Origin of the sequence: Pseudosulfitobacter sp. DSM 107133, from assembly GCF_022788695.1 — a bacterium.
GTDB lineage: Bacteria > Pseudomonadota > Alphaproteobacteria > Rhodobacterales > Rhodobacteraceae > Pseudosulfitobacter.
In genome coordinates, this window is sequence record NZ_CP085154.1 from 1,009,846 (window position 1) to 1,027,841 (window position 17,996).

Consider the following 17,996-nt stretch of genomic DNA (forward strand, 5'->3'; position numbering starts at 1 on the left):
CCAGAGAAATAGGGCCCGCGCACTCAGTCCGCAGTGTCCAGCCACAGGGTGACGGGGCCGTCATTGGTCAGGCTCACCGCCATATCCGCACCGAATTGGCCGGTTTGCGTCGCTATGCCCAGATCGCGCAGCGCCTGGGCGAACTGAAGATACAGGGTTTCGGCCTGATCGGGTTTGGCAGCACCGGAAAAGCCGGGGCGGTTGCCGCGTGACGTGTCGGCGGCCAGCGTGAACTGGCTGACCACGAGGGCCGAGCCGCCGGTTTGCAGGACCGACAGGTTCATCTTGCCGGCCTCATCCTTGAACAGCCGCATCTTCGAGATCTTGAGCGCCAGCGCGCGGGCGGTGTCCGTTGTGTCCTCTGGCATGGCACAGACCAGGATCAGCAGGCCGGGGCCGGTAGCACCGACTTGCGTCCCGTCTACCTTCACCGAAGCCTCGGTGACCCTTTGCAACAGCGCGCGCATCAGTCTTTCCAGTCGATGACGTCGGCGGGCGTCGCCCGTTCGGTGCGGAAACTGTTGGCGGGATGGTCATCGTCGGCATAGCCAAACGAGATAGCGCACAGCAGATTGCGGTCGTCCGGCAGGCGGAAGTGGTCGCGCACCATCGGCGCATAGGCGGCAATGGCCGCTTGCGGCACCGTGGCCACGCCCAAAGCGGCCGCTGCCAGCGTAAAGGTCGCGACAAAGCCGCCCGAATCCATCGCGCCATATGGTCCCAGCTCTTTGGGGGCGGTGACCAATGCCACGTGCGGCGCGCCAAACAGGCGATAGTTTTCCATCATCTGCTTGGCACCGGCAGGCCGGTCGCCCTTTTCGATGCCCACGGCGTTGTACAACTGAAACCCGCAGGCGCGGCGGCGGTCCAGATAGACGCCCTGATATTTCTCGGGCCAGTCCAGATCGGGGGCCGGGGTGGCTGACATCGCATGTGCATAAAGCGCCTCGCGAAAGCTGTCCGTGGCCGCACCGCTGGTGATGGTCACCTGCCAGGGCTGCGCGTTGCACCAGCTGGGCACCTTTTGCGCCGTGGCCACGATGGTTTCAATCGTCGCGCGGTCCACCGGATCGGGACGAAAGGCGCGGCAGGAATAACGCGCGTCCATAATCGCGTTCAGCGTGTCGATCTGGGTCATGTCAGCCTTCATTGGTTTTGTGCCACGACAAAGCCGATGGCCGCGGCGGCAATCAGGCCAAGGATCACGGCGATGGTGATCTTGATCGCGGAATAGGGGCGCTCGCCCTGCACGCGGCCGGTGCGGCCGTTGACGACAAAACGATAGGTCTTGCCACGATATTTATACGCCGCCAGCCAGACCGGCAGCAGGATGTGCTTGAACGTCACCGCGCCCAGCGTGGTGTCCATGTTGTGAATGCGCTGGCGGTCGCCACCGATGTCGAACCGCACATCGCGTTCGATCACGCGGTCCATATGGGCGCGGGCCTCGGCATAGCCGTCCTTCAGTTCGACCGAATAGGCCTCGGCGCGAAAGCCTGCCAGATACTCGGGGGTATAGGGTTCAAGGGCTGCCAGGTCCCACGGCTCCAGCGCATCGGTATAGCGTTTGGGCAGGCTGGTCGAGGCCAGCACCAGTACATCATCGAAGAACCGTGCCACACGGCCCGCGGCGCGGTTCCAGCGTATCTTGGCCTCTTGCACCATCGTCGGTTTGCCGTCGCGCATGACGGTGCGGGTGACGTAATAGACCGTGCCGCGCTCGCCGGTATAGGAGGTCTTGGTATCCGCGTCGAAGGTCCAGTAGGGCACATAGATGCCCTGCATCGCGCGCCCCTTGCGGGCGTATTCCTGCAAGCCGTTCGGGGCAAACCACAGGCTGCCCAGCCATTCGGTCATCGCCCCGCGCGCCGCGGTTTCGGTCAGACCGAATGGCAGGACACCGCGCGGTTTGATATGGCGGCTCAGGCCGGTGTCGGCGACCACGGGCGTGGCGCAGAACGGGCATTCGGTCGCGTGTACCTTGGGGTCGAATGCGACCTCGGCGGCGCAGTTGGGGCATTTTGAAATGCGGGTTTCTTCGATCTCGGCCTCGGGCAGGCGGGCATCCATCGCGGCGCGAAAGTCCAGTTCGCGGATGGCCTGACGTTTGGGGGCCCCCTGGTCCAGCGCCTGAACATGGCCGCAGTGGTCGCACTTAAGCTGTCCCTGACCGGGGGCGAACCGCATGTCTGCCCCACAGGCGTCACAGGGAAAGCGGAATTCGGCGGCGGGGGTGGGGGGCGGTTGATCGTCTTCAAAGCTCATGTTTCAGACCATGCCATTGATTGTCAGGGGTGTCATCTGGTGTGTTTGTCCGTCGCGGGGGCCGTTACAAATAGCGGTGAAACCGTCGCGGCACCATGATCCGCAAGGCGTTGTCGTGCAACCGGTAATGCCGCCAGATGTGGAACAGCGCATGGGCGCCGACCACCACGCCCAGCGCGTAAAACTGCACAATATGTACTGTGCCGACGATCTGGTTGGCAGTGCGCAGGCCCAAAGGCGGTGCGATGGGCAGAAAGCCGCCCGCCTTCAGCAGCACGGTCGAGGTCAGCCCCAACAGGAAACCGGTGAAGGCGACAAAGAACAGTCCCCAGATCAGGGTCAGATGCAGCCAGCGATGCGCCGGGCGCAACCAGCCGCGCAGTTTCGGCCCCGGACGGCTGGCCAGCCCGCGCCGCATCAGATCGGCGGTCCACGCCAGCGACAGCGACACAAAGACCAGTGCCAGCGTGGAATGGACCTGAAAGGCGCGGGGTCCAAAGGGGACGACATCCTTGGGTTTGACCAGCAGGAACCAGATGAAAAGCGGCACCATGATCCAGTGCAGCCATTTCAGCGCTACGCGACGTTCGGGCAGTCGGCTGCGCAGGCGGGCGGCGATATGGGGGGCTGTGACCATGTCACATGACACGCGGGGCGGGCGGCAATAGTTTCATTGCAGGGCCGCCCAACGGGAGCGGATCAGCGGAAAGCCCGTGTCGCGCCAGAACGCTGGCGAGACGAGGCCGTTGGACATGCCGCCCTGGGTGCGCCTGGTCCAGGACACGCGCAAATGGTCGGGCGCACCGGCCAGTGCCGCGCCGGTCAGTTCGGCAAAGCCGATGTCCAGCGCGTGGTTCAGCGTGACCAGATCATCCGGCATTGCCATGCCGTCAAACAGCCTGCGCAACGCGTCCCACAACAGCGGATCGCCGCGCAGGCCCCAGTGTCCGGGTGGCGGGGCAAACAGCGCCTCCATCCCGGTCATGGTTCAGCCCGCCGGAGGCGGCGGTGGGGGCGGGGGCAGGATGGTGAAAAGCTGCGCCAGCTCGGCCACATCCTCGGCGCGCATCCACCCGTCCTGCCCGGCCGTCCAGACAAAGCTGTCGCGGGTCAGCGCGCCATCGGCGGCCATGCGGCCCAGCGACGCCTTGGAGAAGGGGCCGGTTGTCTTGCCACCCTCGGCAATGTGCCAGACGTGTTCGACCGGTGGCGGTGGCGGCGCGACGCTGGCGCGCGCAGGGGCTGCCGCTTGCGGGCGTGCGCCCCAGGGGCCGGCACCGCCGGCAACCGACTGGCCAATCTGCATCCCCAGCCCGGCGCCCAATCCTGTCTGCATGGCCGCAGCCCCGGCACCGTCGCGGCCCATGGCCTCGGCAGCCTGGAACTGCATGTATTCGTTAAGGTTGCCGATCACTCCCATCGACGAGCGTTTGTCCATCACCGCCTCGACCGCCGGAGGAAGCGAGATATTTTCGATGTAAAGCTCGGGCAGCATCAGCCCGTATTCGCCAATCACCGGTGCGATCTGTTTGGACACCAGCGCGCCCAGCTCGCGGGTATTGGCCGCCATGTCCAGCACCGGTATGCCCGCGCTGGCCAATGTGCGCGAAAATTCCTGAACGATGATGTTGCGGATCTGAAAGCTGATCTCGTCCATGGTGAATTCGCCGTCGGTGCCGACGATTTCCAGCAGGAACTTGGCCGGGTCCGAGACTTTGACAGAATAGGTGCCAAATGCGCGCAGACGCACGGGGCCGAACTCGGGGTCGCGGGCGATAATCGGGTTCTTGGTGCCCCATTTCAGATCGTTGAAACGGGTGGTGTTGACGAAATAGATCTCGGATTTGAATGGCGATTTAAACCCGTGGTCCCAGTGCTGAAGCGTCGTCATGATCGGCATGTTGTTGGTCTCAAGCATATAGAGACCGGGGGTGAACACATCGGCCAGCTGGCCTTCGTGCACGAACACAGCCGCCTGACCTTCGCGCACCGTTAGCTTGGCACCGTATTTGATCTCGTGACCCTGCCGCTCGAACCGCCAGACCATCGTGTCGCGGGTGTCGTCGGTCCAGTGGATAACGTCGATGAATTCGCCGGAGAGGAAATCGAAAATGCCCATGTGAATGCCTGTTTATTTACTGCGTCGTGAATGAATTTGAGTGACTATGGCTGACCCGGTTTTAGGCAGCTTTTTGTTGATGCTCGTTGTATGCATGACTTTACCGGACGCGTCGTCACGCGCTCTCGACTCCCCAGATTCGCGTGCCGGCTTGGCGCTGTAGCCTTCGACCAACACTTTTCTTGAGCTTTTAGTCATTGCTGTCCTCATTGGTCAGAAACTCGATTGATTTCATGTCTTTCAAAGACATCAAGGCACTTCTCGGAGGGGTGGTTTCTTGCCACTGCCCGTCTTCAGAAACATCATATATGCGTTCCAGGTAAATGTCGCCATGTTCTGCATCAGAAGCGGCCAGGGAATGTTCCCCGAACAATCCGAAAACCTGAGATCCATCCCCAAATGTGACTATGACAAAACCAACCTCGCGATCCTCCGAGAAAGCAAAGTCATAGGCACGTTGGCTTGGTCTTGCTATTGGCAATGATAGGCGCCGCCAGAAAGCTTCGTTCCACCCTTTTGACAAGTTGTACCCGAACAATGCGCCTAATATCCCGGGCAAAAGCAAAACTTGCGTAAAGAATAAGGTTTGGGTTCCTAAAACCTCTTCCCAACGGGCGGGCGCAAGCCACAAGAGAAACCTGAAGAGCAATTGATTGATGAGCGAAAATATGACCGCTTCAACCAGCACATCGCTTGTGGCGGGGCGCTGGGTCGACACGAACCGCGAACGCACGATTATTATGACGTAACCGGCAAGCAAGTAGGTTGCGAAAAACTCAAAGGTTGCGGGGTTGAGAAGGTTGGACATCTAACCCGGCCCGCCAAGCTTCTCGCGCGCGATGATCCGCACGATGGGGGCGGCTTCGGACATGGTCATGCCGATCTTCAGGCGCGGATCATAAAGCATGCCCAGCAGCATTTCATCGTGGCCGGTCAGAAGCGCGAATTCGTCGTCGTCGTTGAAGATTGACGGGCGCGCCTGCGGGCTGTCGTTGGCCAGCCCCAAACCCTGCGCCAGCTCTTCGTGAATGCACGACAGACGCAACAGATCGGGGTTTTCGGCGCGCACCACCGCAACGGCGGCGGTATAGGTGTGCGGATCGGGGCCGGTGGCATAGGCGGCCACGGCGCAATAGATGTCATCGCCCAGGTTCACCAGCGGTGCCAGCGAGGCCCTGGTGATGCCGGGAATACGGGTGGCTTCGCGGGTCAGCACCGCGCTGCGGTCGTCTTCGGAGACGAAAAAGACCATGAAGTTCGGCGCGCTGCTCATGGTCACTGTATGCCCCGTCGCGCGGCCGAGGCGGGCCGCATAGCGGGTGACGTCGCTGCGATCCTGACGTTGCTGCGATGCGGGCACCGAAGGGCCAAAGGATACACCCATGCGCACAGGCCCGGCCCAGCGGCGCAGGCTGCCCGGCACGCCGGATGCGGCATTGCCCGCGCCATATTCGTTGAAAAACACGATCTGGTTAAAGTTGCGGGCCAGCATGTCGGCACTGAACGGCGTGTCAGGTCCGCCGCCGTCCTGACGCAGCAATCCTTGCGTCAGCTGCGCCGACTGCACCTGCGCCAGATAGCTGCGTTTGGCGGCACTTTTTTCGGAGGTCGGCTGGGCCACCTGTACGGGCGCCGCCGGACGTGCGGGGCGCGCGCGCGGTGTCAGGGTTGGTTCGACCGGTGCAAAGACATCACAGGCGGGCAGCAAGACGGACAGCGCCAGCGCTGCAATCAGACCTGTCCCTCGTGATGTAACCGCCGCCATTGTCCTAGCCCGGCACAGCGGTGCCGGCCGTGTCGCCGGTGTCATCCTTGCGCGCCTTGGCCGAAGCCAGCGTGTCGCGCAGGTCGGCTTCCATTTTCTTGAGCTCTTCTTCGGCGGCGGCGCGCTTGGCCTTGCCTTCGTCGGCGATTTGCAGGCTTTCCTGAATGGTGCCGATCAGGTCCGCGTTGGCCTGTTTCACCGCTTCGATGTCGAACACGCCGCGTTCCATCTCGGTGCGGATCATCGTGTTGCTCTCGCGCAGGTTCTTGGCGTTGGCGGTCAGCAATTCGTTGGTCAGGTCGTTGGCATCACGCACCGCAACGGCGGCTTCGGCGCTGCGCTGCATGGTCACGGCCTGCGCCAGCTGGGTTTCCCACAGCGGCACGGTGTTCACGAGGGTCGAGTTGATCTTGGTCACCAGCGACTTGTCGTTTTCCTGCACCAGACGGATCGAGGGCAGCGACTGCATGGTCACCTGACGCGTCAGTTTCAGATCGTGCACCCGCCGTTCCAGATCGTCACGCGCGGCACGCAGGTCGCGCAGTTCCTGCGCTTTCATCACCTGTTCGTCCTCGGGCGCGGCGTTCACCTCGGCCTCCTTGGCGGGGATCACGTCGGTGTCCATCTCTTCGATCTTGGCCTCGCCCGCCGCGATGTACAGCGCCAGCTCATCATAGAAATCCAGGGTCTTTTCGTACAGGACATCCAGCGATTTGATGTCTTTCAGCAGCGTGTGCTCGTGGGTCAGCAGGTTGTCGGTGATCTTGTCGATCTGCGCCTGCACGGTTTCGAATTTGGCGGTGAACTTGGCAAAGGGCGCGGCGCGGCCCAGCAGCTTTTCCCACCACGAGCGTTCGCGGCGCACGTCCAGTTCGGACACGCTGAAACCACGGATTGCTGTGACAATGCTGCGCAGACTGTCACCCGCAGGCCCCACATCCTTGTTGCGCACATCGGTCAGCATCGCCTGCGAGATGGTCTGCAACTCGGCCTGTGCCGCCGATCCGAAGGAGACAATCGACTGGGTGTCGGCCATGTCAATCTCGTCCATGCGCTTTCGGATCTCGGCGCTGACGGGGGCGTCGGCGTCTTTCAGGGACACAACCGCGGTTGCCTCTTTGGGTTCGGGCAGGATCACGGCGTTGATCTGTTCAACGTCGGCCAGTGATTTTTCCGCCTGTTGGCGCACATTCTCGGACATGAATTGTTCCTTACCTTACTCGTGTTTCTGTGAGTCGATATGCACGCCTTCGCGCTGCAAGCGTTCGCGCAATACGTCGATTTCAATGTTCAGGTCGCTGCGGTCATCCAACAGTAGCGACCGGGTCCGCGCGTCGAAGTTCTGTTCCAGATCGTCCAGCAAGGCCGCGTAATCAGCACGCGCCTGTGCGTCGCGGGTGCGGGCATAGATGTCGGCGAATTTGACCGTCGCGTCGCGTGCGCCCATCAGGTAAACCCCCAGATAGCGGCGCGCGGCGGTCAGGTCGCGCGGGTCTTCCTCGACCGTGCGGATCAGCGTGCGGGCCTTGGCCTGAAACTGGGCCAGACGGGTTTCCATCTTGCGATCATTCGCGCGCAGCAGGGCGTCGGACATCTCGCGCAGGTATTTTTCAGCCTCGTCGACGACGCGGGCCACGCGGTCCTGTTGGAACGTGTCGACACCTTCCATGCCCTTGGACCGCAGCGGGTCGATGCCGAATGCGGCCACATGCAGGCCGCCTGCGATCACCCCGTATATGACAGATGAAATCACATCGGACTGGTGGGTCACCCCCGCCAGAACCGCACCGGCGGCGACAGCCACACTGGCCAGCATCTTGCGCGGCAGGGCAGGGCGGCGTGCAACCTTGCGATCGTGATAGGCCGCCTCGGCCCGCAGGCCTTCGCGGGTCAGCACGGCGGCCAGCGCCCAGACAGCAGCCCCGACCAGACCCGTGGCCAGATAGACAGGACCACCCCCGAATGACGTCAGCGCCAGCGCCAGCGGCGGCAGGAACATCAGGTTCGACCGCAACCCCGCAGCATCTACTTGTGCCGGTGCCTGCACGAAACCGCGGCTCTTGCCGGTGTCCTTGGACGTGTCGCCCTGCGTGCTGAACTTGCCGCCATACCGCTGCGCCATCAGTCAGCCCCCAACCAGCCGGAGCCTACGCCCAGCATCACCACCATCAGCAGCCCAAAGGCCACCTTGGGGATCGCACCCGAGGGCGCGCCGGTGGGCGTTGCCGGTTTGGGCGACTGGCGAAATACCGATGCCACGGCACTGGCCGCCACCACCACGGCAAGGATCAATATCACAAACAGGATCAGTCGAGACATCCGCAGGGCCTTTGTTCAACAGTGCTTTATACATACGCGCACCAGCAGATATTTCCAGTGGGCAGCGTGGTGGTCTCGTCGTCTGGCCCTTGGGCTACAGCAGGATTGTGACAATCGGACCCCGGTGCAAGGGGGAAACTTCGCACAGCCACCGCAGCAGCAGTGGACTGCCTAGCGCCGTGGCGGCTTGCCTGATTTCGGATCACGCGCGGGGCGCGCACCTGCGGGGCCACCGCGTGCGGGGCGCGTACCACCCGGCTTGCCAGCCGCAGGTTTGCCGCTGCTGAATGTCTTGCCGCTGCCCGCAGGCTTGCCAGCGCCAAAGCTCCGGCCACTGCCCGCAGGTTTGGCCCCGCCCGTGCGCCCGGTCTCGGACCGCTCCGACCTGTCGGCACCGGCTTTGCCCGCGCCGGGCTTGCCGCCCGCGCTAAAGGTTCTGCCCGCAGGCTTGCCGCCCGCGAATTTGCCACCACCCGACCGCGCACCTGCCGGTGCACCGGGGCGCTGGCCGGATGTTTTCGGCCCGCTGGGGCGTTTGACGGTGGGTTTTTTCACGGCGGTGCCGGTGGGTGCCACCTCCAGCGCCTCAAGCCCCAACTGGTCGCGCAGGATCTTGCGGCGCACTTCTTCCACCGCACCCGGTTTCAGATCGCCCAACTGGAAGGGGCCATAGCTGACGCGGATCAGACGGTTCACGCTCAGCCCGACTTCTTCCATCGCACGCCTGATCTCGCGGTTCTTGCCCTCGCGCAGACCCACGGTCAGCCAGGCGTTCGCGCCTTGCTGGCGGTCCAGTGTCACCTGCATCGGCTGGAATCGCTCGCCATCGGCGGTGATGCCGTCGCGCAGCGGGGCAAATGTGTCTTCGGTGGGCCGACCGTTGACCCGCACGCGGTAGCGCCGCAGCCAGCCGGTCGACGGCAATTCCAGCTTACGCTTGATCCCGCCGTCATTGGTCAGCAACAGCAACCCTTCCGAGTTGATGTCCAGCCGCCCGACACTCATCACGCGGGGCATATCCTCTGGCAGGTCCTCGAAAATGGTCTTGCGGCCCTTTTCGTCGGCATCCGTCGCCACCAGCCCCACGGGCTTGTGATACAGCCACAGCCGTTCGTGTTCCGGCTCGGCCACCGGCTTGCCGTCCACCACGATCATGTCGCCGGGGGTGACGTTCAGCGCGGGGCTGTCGATCTTGACGCCGTTGACGGTGACCCGTCCGGCTTCGATCATGCGTTCTGCCTCGCGGCGGCTGGCGACGCCTGCGCGGCTGAGGACTTTGGCGATGCGGTCGCCCTGGGGTGTGTCTGTGCTCATGTCACGCGGCATAGAGCAATTCGCGACCTTGCGAAAGCGTCCCTTATCGGGCCATGTGAGGTCATGAGTTTTCGCAGCTTCATGGATCAGGCCCTGGATGCCGCCACCGCCGCCGCCGCGCGGGGCGAGGTGCCTGTGGGCGCTGTGATCGTGGACCCCGCGGGGCAGGTGGTGGCCGTGGCAGGCAACCGCACCCGCGAAATGTGCGACCCAACGGGGCACGCCGAAATTCTGGCGATCCGCGAAGCCTGCGCTGCGGCCGGTTCGGAACGGCTGGTGGGCCATGACCTCTATGTCACGCTGGAGCCCTGCGCCATGTGCGCCGCCGCCATCGCCGCCGCGCGCATCGGGCGGCTGTATTATGGCGCATCCGACCCCAAGTCGGGCGGGGTGGCCCAAGGGGCGCGGGTGTTCAGCCATCCGCAAAGCCACCACGCCCCAGAAGTTTACGACGGCATCGCCGCGACCGAAGCCGAGGCGATGCTCAAGGCGTTCTTTGCCGCGCGGCGCTAGGTTTTGAATGTCTGCCGACGTTAGCTGGCTTTGGCAAAGCCAGAGGTGTTTTCGAAACACAGGGCAGCGCCCGACCGCGGGTGGGCATCATGACGAAAGTGGGTGCCACTTAATGTCTATGCTTTGGCGTGTGAATGCAGAATCGCAATCCGGTGAAGAAGCGCCCGCCCATGGGGCGGTCGGGCGCTGCCCGGCGGCACTGTGTGCCTTGAATCCGGGCTTTGGTGGTTGAGGCTCGCGTGCGCTGCCCTGTGTGGAGCAACGATACGGACGGGGATAGCCCGCTTGGACATGCAGCAAATAGTCGCCTAGATCGTGATCGGCTCCAGCACCTGAGGTTCGATCACATTGGCGTTTGGCAACCCGTCCACCAGCGGCTTGGCGTCCTGCGCCAGCAGCGGGAAGGTGCGGTAATGCGCGGGAATCACGGTCGAGAAGTTGAAATACCGCTTGGCCGCATAGGCCGCCGCCTTCATGTCCATGGTGAAGTGCCCGCCCGCCGACAGAATGCCCACGTCGGGTTTGTAATAATCGCCCATCCATTCCATGTCGGCCATGATATCGGTGTCGCCCGAGACATAGACGCATTTGCCTTCGCCCCGGATCATGAACCCGCATTCCTGCCCCATATATAGCGGCACGTCGCCGTCCATGATCGACGAGGAATGTGACGCAGGCACCAGCGTGACCGAGACCTTGCCCAACTGGATCGTGCCGCCGCGGTTGAATGCACTGCCTTCAACGGCACCTCTGGACACCAGATAGCCGACCAGCTCGACAATGCCCGAAATCGGCACGCCACTGTCCTTGCTGTACGTTGCCACGTCCTGCGTGTGGTCGAAATGCCCGTGGGTTACCAGAATCTGCGTGGCCCCTTCGCAGGCGGCGCGTGCCTTGTCTGCGTCCAGCATCGGGTTGCCGGTCAGCCACGGGTCGATCAGCAGCACCTGATCCTCGATTTCGATGCGGAATGATCCGTGGCCCATCCAGATAATATTCATGTTACGTCTCCTTTTGTTCCCGCCGATGGTAGCGCATGTGGCCGGATTGGGGAGCCTCCGGCGGGGATTTTTTTGAACCAGAGAAGGGAGCGCCCGCGTATTTTTGCAGCCACCATGTGCGTTGGGCGCATCCCGTTGCGGCGTGGCCCTTGCAGCGTGGCGGGCAGGGCGGTAAAGCCCTTGCCAAGCAGATGAAGGAGAGTTCCGATGTCGATTGATACAAGCACGGCCGCCCGCGTGGCCAAGCTGGCCCGGATCAAGGTGGAAGAAGACGCGTTGCCCGCGCTGGCGGCAGAATTCAACACCATTCTCGGCTTCATCGAACAGCTGAACGAAGTGGATGTAGACGGCGTCGAGCCGATGACCTCGGTGACCCCGCAGCGCCTGACGCGCCGCGCGGACGTGGTGACCGATGGCGACGTGCAGGGCAAGGTTCTGGCCAATGCCCCCGATGCCCGCGAAGGATTTTTTGCCGTGCCGAAGGTGGTGGAATAATGACCGATCTGAACACATTGACGCTGGCCGATGCCCGCGATGCCCTGCGCCGCGGCGACACCACGTCCAAGGAACTGACCGAGGCCTGCCTGAAGGCCATCGACGGGGCAGCGGCGCTGAACGCCTTTGTCCACCACACGCCCGAGATCGCGCTGGAGCGTGCCGCCGAAGCGGACAAGCGCATCGCCGCAGGCGACGCACCTGACATGTGCGGGTTGCCCATCGGCATCAAGGATCTGTTCTGCACCGAAGGCGTGCCCTCGCAGGCCGCCAGCCGCATTCTCGAAGGGTTCCTGCCGCAATACGAATCCACCATCACCGCGCAATTGAAATCCGCCGGAGCGGTGATGCTGGGCAAGCTGAACATGGACGAATTCGCCATGGGCTCGTCCAATGAAACATCCGCCTATGGCAACGCGGTGAACCCGTGGCGGCGCGGCAATGACGACGCGCAGCTGACACCGGGTGGCTCGTCCGGCGGCTCGGCGGCTGCCGTGGCGGCGGACCTGTGCCTTGCCGCAACCGGCACCGACACCGGCGGGTCGATCCGCCAGCCTGCGGCCTTTACCGGCATCGTGGGGATCAAGCCGACCTACGGGCGTTGCTCGCGCTGGGGCGTCGTGGCCTTTGCCTCCTCGCTGGATCAGGCGGGACCGATGACCAAGACCGTGCGCGACAGCGCCATCATGCTGGGCGCGATGTGCGGCCACGACCCCAAGGACAGCACCAGCGCCAAGCTGCCCGTGCCGGATTTCGAGGCGGCGCTGACCGGCGACATTCGCGGCAAGAAAATCGGCATCCCGCGCGAATACCGCATGGACGGCATGCCCGAGGATATCGAAAAGCTGTGGGATGATGGCGCGGCCATGCTGCGCGATGCGGGTGCCGAGATTGTCGACATCTCGCTGCCGCACACCAAATACGCGCTGCCCGCCTATTATGTGATCGCCCCCGCCGAGGCCTCGTCGAACCTGGCGCGCTATGACGGCGTGCGCTTTGGCCACCGCGCCAAAATGGCCCCGGGCGACGGCATCACCGAAATGTACGAAAAGACCCGCGCCGAAGGGTTCGGTGCCGAGGTGCAGCGCCGTGTGATGGTGGGCACCTATGTGCTGTCCGCCGGATTCTACGACGCCTATTACAACCGTGCCCGTCGGGTGCGCACGCTGATCAAGAAGGACTTTGAGGACGTGTTCGCCCAAGGGGTTGATGCGATCCTGACACCGGCCACGCCCTCGGCAGCTTTCGGACTGGGCGAGATGTCGGATGCCGATCCGGTGCAAATGTACCTGAACGACGTCTTTACCGTCACCGTCAACATGGCCGGCCTGCCGGGTGTTGCCGTGCCCACGGGTCTGGACAAGCAAGGTTTGCCGCTGGGTCTGCAACTGATCGGGCGGCCGTGGGAAGAGGCCGATTTGCTGTCTTCCGCCTATGTGCTCGAACAGGCCGCCGGATTTGTGGCAAAACCGGGCAAATGGTGGTAAAAGTCCTCAAACAGTGGGCGCAGACCCACGCAATTGGGCAGAGAAGCGCATGAAATATTTCCTGATGGCCGCAGCACTCGGTGCTTTGGCAGCGTGCCAACCGGCAGTTCCCGATAGCGCCGCTGGCGTGGGCAATCCCGGACGGGGCGTGGGGTTTGACACCTATGCAACGCCCGTGCCGGCGGCGCCCGCCGTCTCCAGTCAGTCATTAGACGGTACATCTGTGCCAGCCGCCACTTCTGCCGCGGCAACCGGCAGCTTTGACCCTGACCTGCTCGCCGCCTCGCTTGACGCCGATGAAGCTGCGGCAGCTGCGAATTCGGGCCGTCCGGTGGTGAACGCCAGCCCGTCAAACCCCGCACCCGCGCCGGTCAGCAATCCCGGTATCTCGGACGAGAACGACTTTGACGCCGTTGCGTCGCGCCAAACCATTGCCAGCGACAAGGCGCGCATCGCCCAGAACCGCGCGCAATACGAGGTCGTGCAACCCACGGCGCTGGCTGCGCGTGATGGCTCGGGCGGCCCCAACGTGGTCGAATACGCCCTGCAAACCAATCACGAACGCGGGTTCAAGGTGTACACGCGCCTTGGCCTTGGTGGTCAGGCGAAAATGGCCCGCAATTGTGCGAAATACCCCAATAGCGACGAAGCGCAGGCTGACTTTCTGGAACGTGGCGGCCCGAATCGTGACCGCATGGGCCTTGACCCCGATGGTGACGGCTATGCCTGCGACTGGGATCCCACCCCCTTCCGGCGCGCCGTTCAGGGCTGACGCGTAACGCATGCAGATCCGCAGCCGCCCGTCCCCCAATTGCGGTCCCCGCAGGGACGGGCTGGTGCCCGAGCTGGTGGTGATCCACTTTACCGCGATGCACAGCGCCGATGCGGCGCTGGAACGCCTGTGCGATCCGCAATACGAGGTGTCCGCCCACTACCTGATCGCTGACGATGGCAGCGTGATCCAACTGGTGCCCGAAGAAATGCGCGCATGGCATGCAGGGGCAGGTCATTGGGCGGGGCGCGACGACGTCAATTCGCGCTCGATCGGGATCGAACTGGACAACGACGGCCAGCGCCCCTTTGCCGAGGCGCAGATGCAAAGCCTTGAGATCCTGTTGCGTGGCATTCTCACGCGCTGGTCAATTCCGCCCAAGGGCGTCATCGGCCACTCTGACATGGCCCCCGATCGCAAATTCGACCCCGGCCCGCATTTCGACTGGCCCCGGCTCGAGGCCGCAGGCCTTGCCGCCCCGCGCGGCACTGGCACAGGCCCAAACGAACCACACCCCGACAGCTTTCGTGCCGCCGCCCGCGCCGCAGGTTACACCGCTGATGTCACCGACGCCGCACTGCTGAACGCCGTGCGCCTGCGCTACCGCCCCCATGCCACTGGCCCGTTGTCAGCGGAAGACTACGCCCCCCTTCATCTTGCCAAATAAACTCCCCCCGGAGGGCCGATCTGCCGCCAATCGCCCAAGCCCCCATTGACGCGCCCCTGCGCATCCGTCTAAGCCGCACCTGCGCGGAAGGCTGGATGGCCGCGGGGGCAGGGGCAACCTTGCGTCCGAGGAAAGTCCGGACTCCACAAAGACACGGTGCCGGGTAACGCCCGGCGGGGGCAACCTCAGGGAAAGCGCCACAGAGAACAGACCGCCTTTATGCGGATCGGGCAACCGACATCACATAGGGGTAAGGGTGAAACGGTGGAGTAAGAGACCACCGCGGGACGGGCAACCGGACCGGCACGGCAAGCCCCACCGGGAGCAATGCCAAATAGGGACCGCGTGTGGCGCAAGCCGCAGGGCTGCTTTGGCCCGAGCAGGTCCGGGTTGGCAGCTAGAGGCGCAGGGGTAACTCTGTGCCAAGATGAATGGCCATCCACGGGGGGCAACCCCCTGGACAAAATCCGGCTTACAGGCCTTCCGCGCAATTGGCCCTTCCCACGCATCTGCATCTTTATGCGGCAAGCCGCTTGAAATAAGCATCCCGCCCGATCGCCATGCGCCGTGCTGCCCGAATAAAAGCCCACGCGCCGAAAGCCGTGTTAGCATCCTCTTGAATCACTCTGTTTTCTCTGGGGAAACGAAAGGCTGCCTAAATGAAAGTTGTCGTAATGGGTGCGGGCGTCATTGGCGTCACCACCGCGTATTATCTGGCCAAGCAAGGCGCCGAGGTGGTGGTCATCGACCGCCAGATCGGGCCCGGGCTGGAAACCAGCTATGCCAACGCGGGCGAGCTGAGCTATGGCATGACCTCGCCCTGGGCTGCTCCGGGCATCCCCATGAAAGCGGTCAAATGGATGTTCATGAAGCGCCGCCCGCTGTTCATCTGGCCGCTGATCAGCCCGACCATGTGGAAATGGTGCATCGACATGGTGCGCAATTGCAACGACGAAAGCTATCGCATCAACAAGGGGCGCATGGTGCGGGTGTCGAACTATTCGCGCGACGTGATGCCCGAGCTGATTGCCGAGACAGGCATCGCTTACGATGGCCGCGAGCAGGGCACCTTGCAGCTGTTCCGCACCGCCAAGCAGATGAAGGGATCAAAGGCCGATCAGGAGATTCTGGCCGAATATGATTCCCCCTACGAGGTTCTGGGCCGCGACGCCTGTATCGCCGTCGAACCGGCGCTGGCCGAGGTGCGCAATAAATTCGTGGGCGGCTTGCGCCTGACCGCGGACCGCACGGGCGATTGCCGCATGTTCACCATCGCCCTGGCCGAAAAATGCGCGGAGATGGGGGTCGAGTTCCAATACGGCCAGGCGATCAAATCCATCGCCGTCGAGGACGGCAAGATCGCAGGCGTCGACACAGAGATCGCGGGCCGTATCACCGCTGATGCTTACGTCTGCGCCATGGGCAGCTATGCGGTGAACGTCCTGAACCCCATCGGGGTGCGGTTGCCCGTCTATCCGGTCAAGGGGTATTCGGTCACCGTGCCGGTCACCGACGATGCCTTTGCCCCGCAGTCGACGATCATGGACGAAACGCACAAGGTCGCCATCACCCGTCTGGGCGACCGCATCCGCGTGGCAGGGACTGCCGAAATTGCAGGCTATTCCAACCGCTTGGGGCCACATGCCACGGATACGGTGAAACACGTCATTGGGGATCTCTTCCCCAAGGGCGGCGATATTTCCCGCGCCGAGGGCTGGACCGGCCTGCGCCCCATGACCCCCGACGGCACGCCCGTGCTGGGGCCGACCAAATACGAAAACCTCTTCGTGAACACCGGTCACGGCACGCTGGGCTGGACCATGGCCTGCGGCTCGGGCAGGGCGGTGGCCGACGTGGTCATGGGCAAGACACCCGAGATTTCCTTTGACGGTCTGACAGCCGCCAGATTTGCCGGAAACTAGGTCGCAATCTTGTGGTCTCAGCACCGTATTCCCGTTGTGTCGCCCGATGTGACAGGATAGATGACGCGAGCGCACGCGGCCTGCAAATCTACGGTACCGGCCTCGCGCGCAGAACTTGCTGCAATTCCGGCCTGCGTGCCTCTTTTGCGGTTGACTCACCCCGCGATCTGCTTAGAAGGCGGGGTTCAGGATTTACGCGCCCGCCTACCGAGGCCACCGGCGCAGCAGGAGAAGAGACATGGCGAAGCCAACCACGATCAAGATCCGTCTGAACTCGTCCGCGGGCACAGGCCACTTCTACGTGACAAAGAAAAACGCACGCACGATGACCGAAAAAATGTCGGTCCGTAAATACGACCCCGTTGCGCGCAAGCACGTTGAATACAAAGAAGGCAAGATCAAGTAAGATCGCTTTCAGATTTCAATACGCTGGGCCGCGCCGCAAGGACGCGGCCTTTTGCGTTTCTACCCCCCCTTGCATCACAGGCACGGTCCCCATCCCCCCGCAGGCGTTCCCACGCGCCCGAAAGGAGACCGACCATGTTCATACGTCCCGCCACAGCCGCAGACAGCGACGCTGTAAGTGCGCTTCTGGCGCGCAGCTACCCGCTTCTGCTGGCCCGCGACTACGCGCCAGACGAGCTTGCCCCGGCCTTGCCGATGATGACCCGCGCACGGCCCGAATTGCTGGCCTGTGGCACATATTATGTCGTCGAGCATTGCGATGCCGTGATCGGGGCGGGGGGCTGGACGCGCGACGCCACCGACCCGACGCTGGGCCACATCCGCCATCTGGTGACCGACCCGCGCGAGTTGCGCGCAGGCGTGGCCACATGGCTGATGCACCACAGCTTTGACGCCGCCCGTGCTGCGGGGGTGCGGCGCATGGAATGCTGGTCGACCCGCACCGCCGAGCGGTTTTATCAGGCTGTGGGCTTCCGCACTTTGGGGCCGCTGGATGTGCGCATGGGCGATCAGGTCAGCTTTCCCGCCATCCGCATGGAACGGGCGCTGGAGGCCTAGCGTTCGGCTGGCGGCACATCGCGCAGCTTGGCCGACAGGGACGTCACTGCGTCAGGCGGATGGTTCATGGTCCGTCGCTTGGTGCCTGCCGGATGGTTGCCCAGTCCCGTGCCAGCGCGAAGCGCGCCCTTTGGCCGGATCGGACGCGGCACGAAGCCTCCGCCGCAGTTGGGGCAGACGTTGTGCAGATGCGTCTCGACGCAATCGGCGCAAAAAGTGCATTCATAGCTACAGATGCGCGCGTTTTCCGCCTCGGGCGGCAGGTCCACATCACACATCTCGCAGTTGGGGCGCAGTTCCAGCATTGTCGTTCTCCTGTCTATGCCGCACCGTC

22 protein-coding genes and 1 other RNA gene are annotated in these 17,996 nt (G+C 63.4%); 9 read left to right on the plus strand and 14 right to left on the minus strand.

Annotated elements, in window-relative coordinates:
* Nucleotides 1–23: 23 nt before the first annotated feature.
* From dtd to DSM107133_RS05070, 12 genes are all read right to left on the minus strand, one after another.
* Nucleotides 24–467 (minus strand): D-aminoacyl-tRNA deacylase, encoded by a 444-nt coding sequence (dtd, locus tag DSM107133_RS05015; protein WP_114293227.1) that lies wholly within the window; start codon nt 465–467, stop codon nt 24–26.
* Complete coding sequence (locus tag DSM107133_RS05020; RefSeq protein WP_114293226.1) at nt 467–1,138, minus strand: nitroreductase; 672 nt, start codon at nt 1,136–1,138, stop codon at nt 467–469. Before DSM107133_RS05020 ends, dtd begins: the two co-directional genes overlap by 1 nt.
* 8 nt (nt 1,139–1,146) lie before the next feature.
* Entirely contained in the window at nt 1,147–2,265 is a 1,119-nt protein-coding gene (locus DSM107133_RS05025) for a TFIIB-type zinc finger domain-containing protein (protein WP_114293225.1), read from the minus strand.
* A 64-nt stretch (nt 2,266–2,329) separates the two neighbouring features.
* Entirely contained in the window at nt 2,330–2,902 is a 573-nt protein-coding gene (locus DSM107133_RS05030) for a cytochrome b/b6 domain-containing protein (RefSeq protein WP_114293224.1), read from the minus strand.
* 33 nt (nt 2,903–2,935) lie between these two features.
* Nucleotides 2,936–3,250: a MobA protein gene (locus DSM107133_RS05035; RefSeq protein ID WP_162792006.1), complete on the minus strand. Its 315-nt coding sequence runs from the start codon at nt 3,248–3,250 to the stop codon at nt 2,936–2,938.
* 3 nt (nt 3,251–3,253) lie between these two features.
* Nucleotides 3,254–4,384: an SPFH domain-containing protein gene (locus tag DSM107133_RS05040; protein ID WP_114293222.1), complete on the minus strand. Its 1,131-nt coding sequence runs from the start codon at nt 4,382–4,384 to the stop codon at nt 3,254–3,256.
* 190 nt (nt 4,385–4,574) lie between these two features.
* Entirely contained in the window at nt 4,575–5,192 is a 618-nt protein-coding gene (locus DSM107133_RS05045; RefSeq protein ID WP_114293221.1) for a DUF6338 family protein, read from the minus strand.
* Nucleotides 5,193–6,149 carry a DUF2927 domain-containing protein gene (locus DSM107133_RS05050; protein ID WP_114293220.1) on the minus strand — a complete coding sequence of 319 codons (957 nt, stop codon included), beginning with the start codon at nt 6,147–6,149 and terminating at the stop codon, nt 5,193–5,195. It lies immediately after the preceding gene.
* Between the two features lie 4 nt (nt 6,150–6,153).
* On the minus strand, nt 6,154–7,350 hold the full coding sequence (locus DSM107133_RS05055; protein WP_114293219.1) for a toxic anion resistance protein: 1,197 nt from the start codon (nt 7,348–7,350) through the stop codon (nt 6,154–6,156).
* 15 nt (nt 7,351–7,365) lie between these two features.
* Nucleotides 7,366–8,271: a 5-bromo-4-chloroindolyl phosphate hydrolysis family protein gene (locus tag DSM107133_RS05060; protein WP_114293218.1), complete on the minus strand. Its 906-nt coding sequence runs from the start codon at nt 8,269–8,271 to the stop codon at nt 7,366–7,368.
* Nucleotides 8,271–8,468 (minus strand): hypothetical protein, encoded by a 198-nt coding sequence (locus tag DSM107133_RS05065; RefSeq protein ID WP_028958307.1) that lies wholly within the window; start codon nt 8,466–8,468, stop codon nt 8,271–8,273. The genes DSM107133_RS05060 and DSM107133_RS05065 overlap by 1 nt, the downstream gene beginning before the upstream one ends.
* Before the next feature lie 171 nt (nt 8,469–8,639).
* Nucleotides 8,640–9,782, minus strand: a complete 1,143-nt coding sequence (locus DSM107133_RS05070) for a pseudouridine synthase (RefSeq protein WP_205387802.1) — start codon at nt 9,780–9,782, stop codon at nt 8,640–8,642.
* Between the two features lie 63 nt (nt 9,783–9,845).
* Between DSM107133_RS05070 and DSM107133_RS05075 the strand changes: the two genes are divergently transcribed.
* Nucleotides 9,846–10,295 (plus strand): nucleoside deaminase, encoded by a 450-nt coding sequence (locus tag DSM107133_RS05075; RefSeq protein ID WP_114293216.1) that lies wholly within the window; start codon nt 9,846–9,848, stop codon nt 10,293–10,295.
* A 308-nt stretch (nt 10,296–10,603) separates the two neighbouring features.
* Here the strand turns inward: DSM107133_RS05075 and DSM107133_RS05080 are convergent, their stop codons facing one another.
* Nucleotides 10,604–11,296, minus strand: coding sequence for a metal-dependent hydrolase (locus DSM107133_RS05080; protein WP_114293215.1), 693 nt, complete (start codon nt 11,294–11,296; stop codon nt 10,604–10,606).
* A 207-nt stretch (nt 11,297–11,503) separates the two neighbouring features.
* On the opposite strand from DSM107133_RS05080, the gene gatC reads away from it, so the two are divergent.
* From gatC to DSM107133_RS05120, 8 genes are all read left to right on the plus strand, one after another.
* Nucleotides 11,504–11,791 (plus strand): Asp-tRNA(Asn)/Glu-tRNA(Gln) amidotransferase subunit GatC, encoded by a 288-nt coding sequence (gene gatC, locus DSM107133_RS05085; RefSeq protein WP_028958302.1) that lies wholly within the window; start codon nt 11,504–11,506, stop codon nt 11,789–11,791.
* Nucleotides 11,791–13,278, plus strand: coding sequence for an Asp-tRNA(Asn)/Glu-tRNA(Gln) amidotransferase subunit GatA (gene gatA, locus DSM107133_RS05090; RefSeq protein ID WP_114293214.1), 1,488 nt, complete (start codon nt 11,791–11,793; stop codon nt 13,276–13,278). Before gatC ends, gatA begins: the two co-directional genes overlap by 1 nt.
* Nucleotides 13,279–13,327: 49 nt before the next feature.
* Nucleotides 13,328–14,050 carry a hypothetical protein gene (locus tag DSM107133_RS05095; protein ID WP_114293345.1) on the plus strand — a complete coding sequence of 241 codons (723 nt, stop codon included), beginning with the start codon at nt 13,328–13,330 and terminating at the stop codon, nt 14,048–14,050.
* 10 nt (nt 14,051–14,060) lie between these two features.
* Nucleotides 14,061–14,717 (plus strand): N-acetylmuramoyl-L-alanine amidase, encoded by a 657-nt coding sequence (locus tag DSM107133_RS05100; RefSeq protein ID WP_114293213.1) that lies wholly within the window; start codon nt 14,061–14,063, stop codon nt 14,715–14,717.
* An 83-nt stretch (nt 14,718–14,800) separates the two neighbouring features.
* Nucleotides 14,801–15,208, plus strand: an RNA gene (gene rnpB, locus DSM107133_RS05105) — RNase P RNA component class A.
* Between the two features lie 168 nt (nt 15,209–15,376).
* Nucleotides 15,377–16,639, plus strand: coding sequence for a D-amino acid dehydrogenase (locus tag DSM107133_RS05110; protein WP_114293212.1), 1,263 nt, complete (start codon nt 15,377–15,379; stop codon nt 16,637–16,639).
* Nucleotides 16,640–16,877: 238 nt separating this feature from the next.
* Nucleotides 16,878–17,045: a 50S ribosomal protein L33 gene (rpmG, locus tag DSM107133_RS05115; protein ID WP_028958297.1), complete on the plus strand. Its 168-nt coding sequence runs from the start codon at nt 16,878–16,880 to the stop codon at nt 17,043–17,045.
* Nucleotides 17,046–17,179: 134 nt separating this feature from the next.
* Nucleotides 17,180–17,662: a GNAT family N-acetyltransferase gene (locus DSM107133_RS05120; RefSeq protein ID WP_114293211.1), complete on the plus strand. Its 483-nt coding sequence runs from the start codon at nt 17,180–17,182 to the stop codon at nt 17,660–17,662.
* On the opposite strand, the gene DSM107133_RS05125 is transcribed toward DSM107133_RS05120, so the two are convergent.
* Nucleotides 17,659–17,967 carry a DUF1272 domain-containing protein gene (locus DSM107133_RS05125; RefSeq protein ID WP_114293210.1) on the minus strand — a complete coding sequence of 103 codons (309 nt, stop codon included), beginning with the start codon at nt 17,965–17,967 and terminating at the stop codon, nt 17,659–17,661. The two genes, DSM107133_RS05120 and DSM107133_RS05125, sit on opposite strands and share 4 nt — an antisense overlap.
* Nucleotides 17,968–17,996 lie beyond the last annotated feature (29 nt).

Coding starts and splice junctions, on each gene's coding strand:
- dtd (WP_114293227.1), bottom strand. CDS start 467: ATGCGCGCGCTGTTGCAAAGGGTCACCGAGGCTTCGGTGAAGGTAGAC.
- DSM107133_RS05020 (WP_114293226.1), bottom strand. CDS start 1,138: ATGACCCAGATCGACACGCTGAACGCGATTATGGACGCGCGTTATTCC.
- DSM107133_RS05025 (WP_114293225.1), bottom strand. CDS start 2,265: ATGAGCTTTGAAGACGATCAACCGCCCCCCACCCCCGCCGCCGAATTC.
- DSM107133_RS05030 (WP_114293224.1), bottom strand. CDS start 2,902: ATGGTCACAGCCCCCCATATCGCCGCCCGCCTGCGCAGCCGACTGCCC.
- DSM107133_RS05035 (WP_162792006.1), bottom strand. CDS start 3,250: ATGACCGGGATGGAGGCGCTGTTTGCCCCGCCACCCGGACACTGGGGC.
- DSM107133_RS05040 (WP_114293222.1), bottom strand. CDS start 4,384: ATGGGCATTTTCGATTTCCTCTCCGGCGAATTCATCGACGTTATCCAC.
- DSM107133_RS05045 (WP_114293221.1), bottom strand. CDS start 5,192: ATGTCCAACCTTCTCAACCCCGCAACCTTTGAGTTTTTCGCAACCTAC.
- DSM107133_RS05050 (WP_114293220.1), bottom strand. CDS start 6,149: ATGGCGGCGGTTACATCACGAGGGACAGGTCTGATTGCAGCGCTGGCG.
- DSM107133_RS05055 (WP_114293219.1), bottom strand. CDS start 7,350: ATGTCCGAGAATGTGCGCCAACAGGCGGAAAAATCACTGGCCGACGTT.
- DSM107133_RS05060 (WP_114293218.1), bottom strand. CDS start 8,271: ATGGCGCAGCGGTATGGCGGCAAGTTCAGCACGCAGGGCGACACGTCC.
- DSM107133_RS05065 (WP_028958307.1), bottom strand. CDS start 8,468: ATGTCTCGACTGATCCTGTTTGTGATATTGATCCTTGCCGTGGTGGTG.
- DSM107133_RS05070 (WP_205387802.1), bottom strand. CDS start 9,782: ATGAGCACAGACACACCCCAGGGCGACCGCATCGCCAAAGTCCTCAGC.
- DSM107133_RS05075 (WP_114293216.1), top strand. CDS start 9,846: ATGAGTTTTCGCAGCTTCATGGATCAGGCCCTGGATGCCGCCACCGCC.
- DSM107133_RS05080 (WP_114293215.1), bottom strand. CDS start 11,296: ATGAATATTATCTGGATGGGCCACGGATCATTCCGCATCGAAATCGAG.
- gatC (WP_028958302.1), top strand. CDS start 11,504: ATGTCGATTGATACAAGCACGGCCGCCCGCGTGGCCAAGCTGGCCCGG.
- gatA (WP_114293214.1), top strand. CDS start 11,791: ATGACCGATCTGAACACATTGACGCTGGCCGATGCCCGCGATGCCCTG.
- DSM107133_RS05095 (WP_114293345.1), top strand. CDS start 13,328: ATGAAATATTTCCTGATGGCCGCAGCACTCGGTGCTTTGGCAGCGTGC.
- DSM107133_RS05100 (WP_114293213.1), top strand. CDS start 14,061: ATGCAGATCCGCAGCCGCCCGTCCCCCAATTGCGGTCCCCGCAGGGAC.
- DSM107133_RS05110 (WP_114293212.1), top strand. CDS start 15,377: ATGAAAGTTGTCGTAATGGGTGCGGGCGTCATTGGCGTCACCACCGCG.
- rpmG (WP_028958297.1), top strand. CDS start 16,878: ATGGCGAAGCCAACCACGATCAAGATCCGTCTGAACTCGTCCGCGGGC.
- DSM107133_RS05120 (WP_114293211.1), top strand. CDS start 17,180: ATGTTCATACGTCCCGCCACAGCCGCAGACAGCGACGCTGTAAGTGCG.
- DSM107133_RS05125 (WP_114293210.1), bottom strand. CDS start 17,967: ATGCTGGAACTGCGCCCCAACTGCGAGATGTGTGATGTGGACCTGCCG.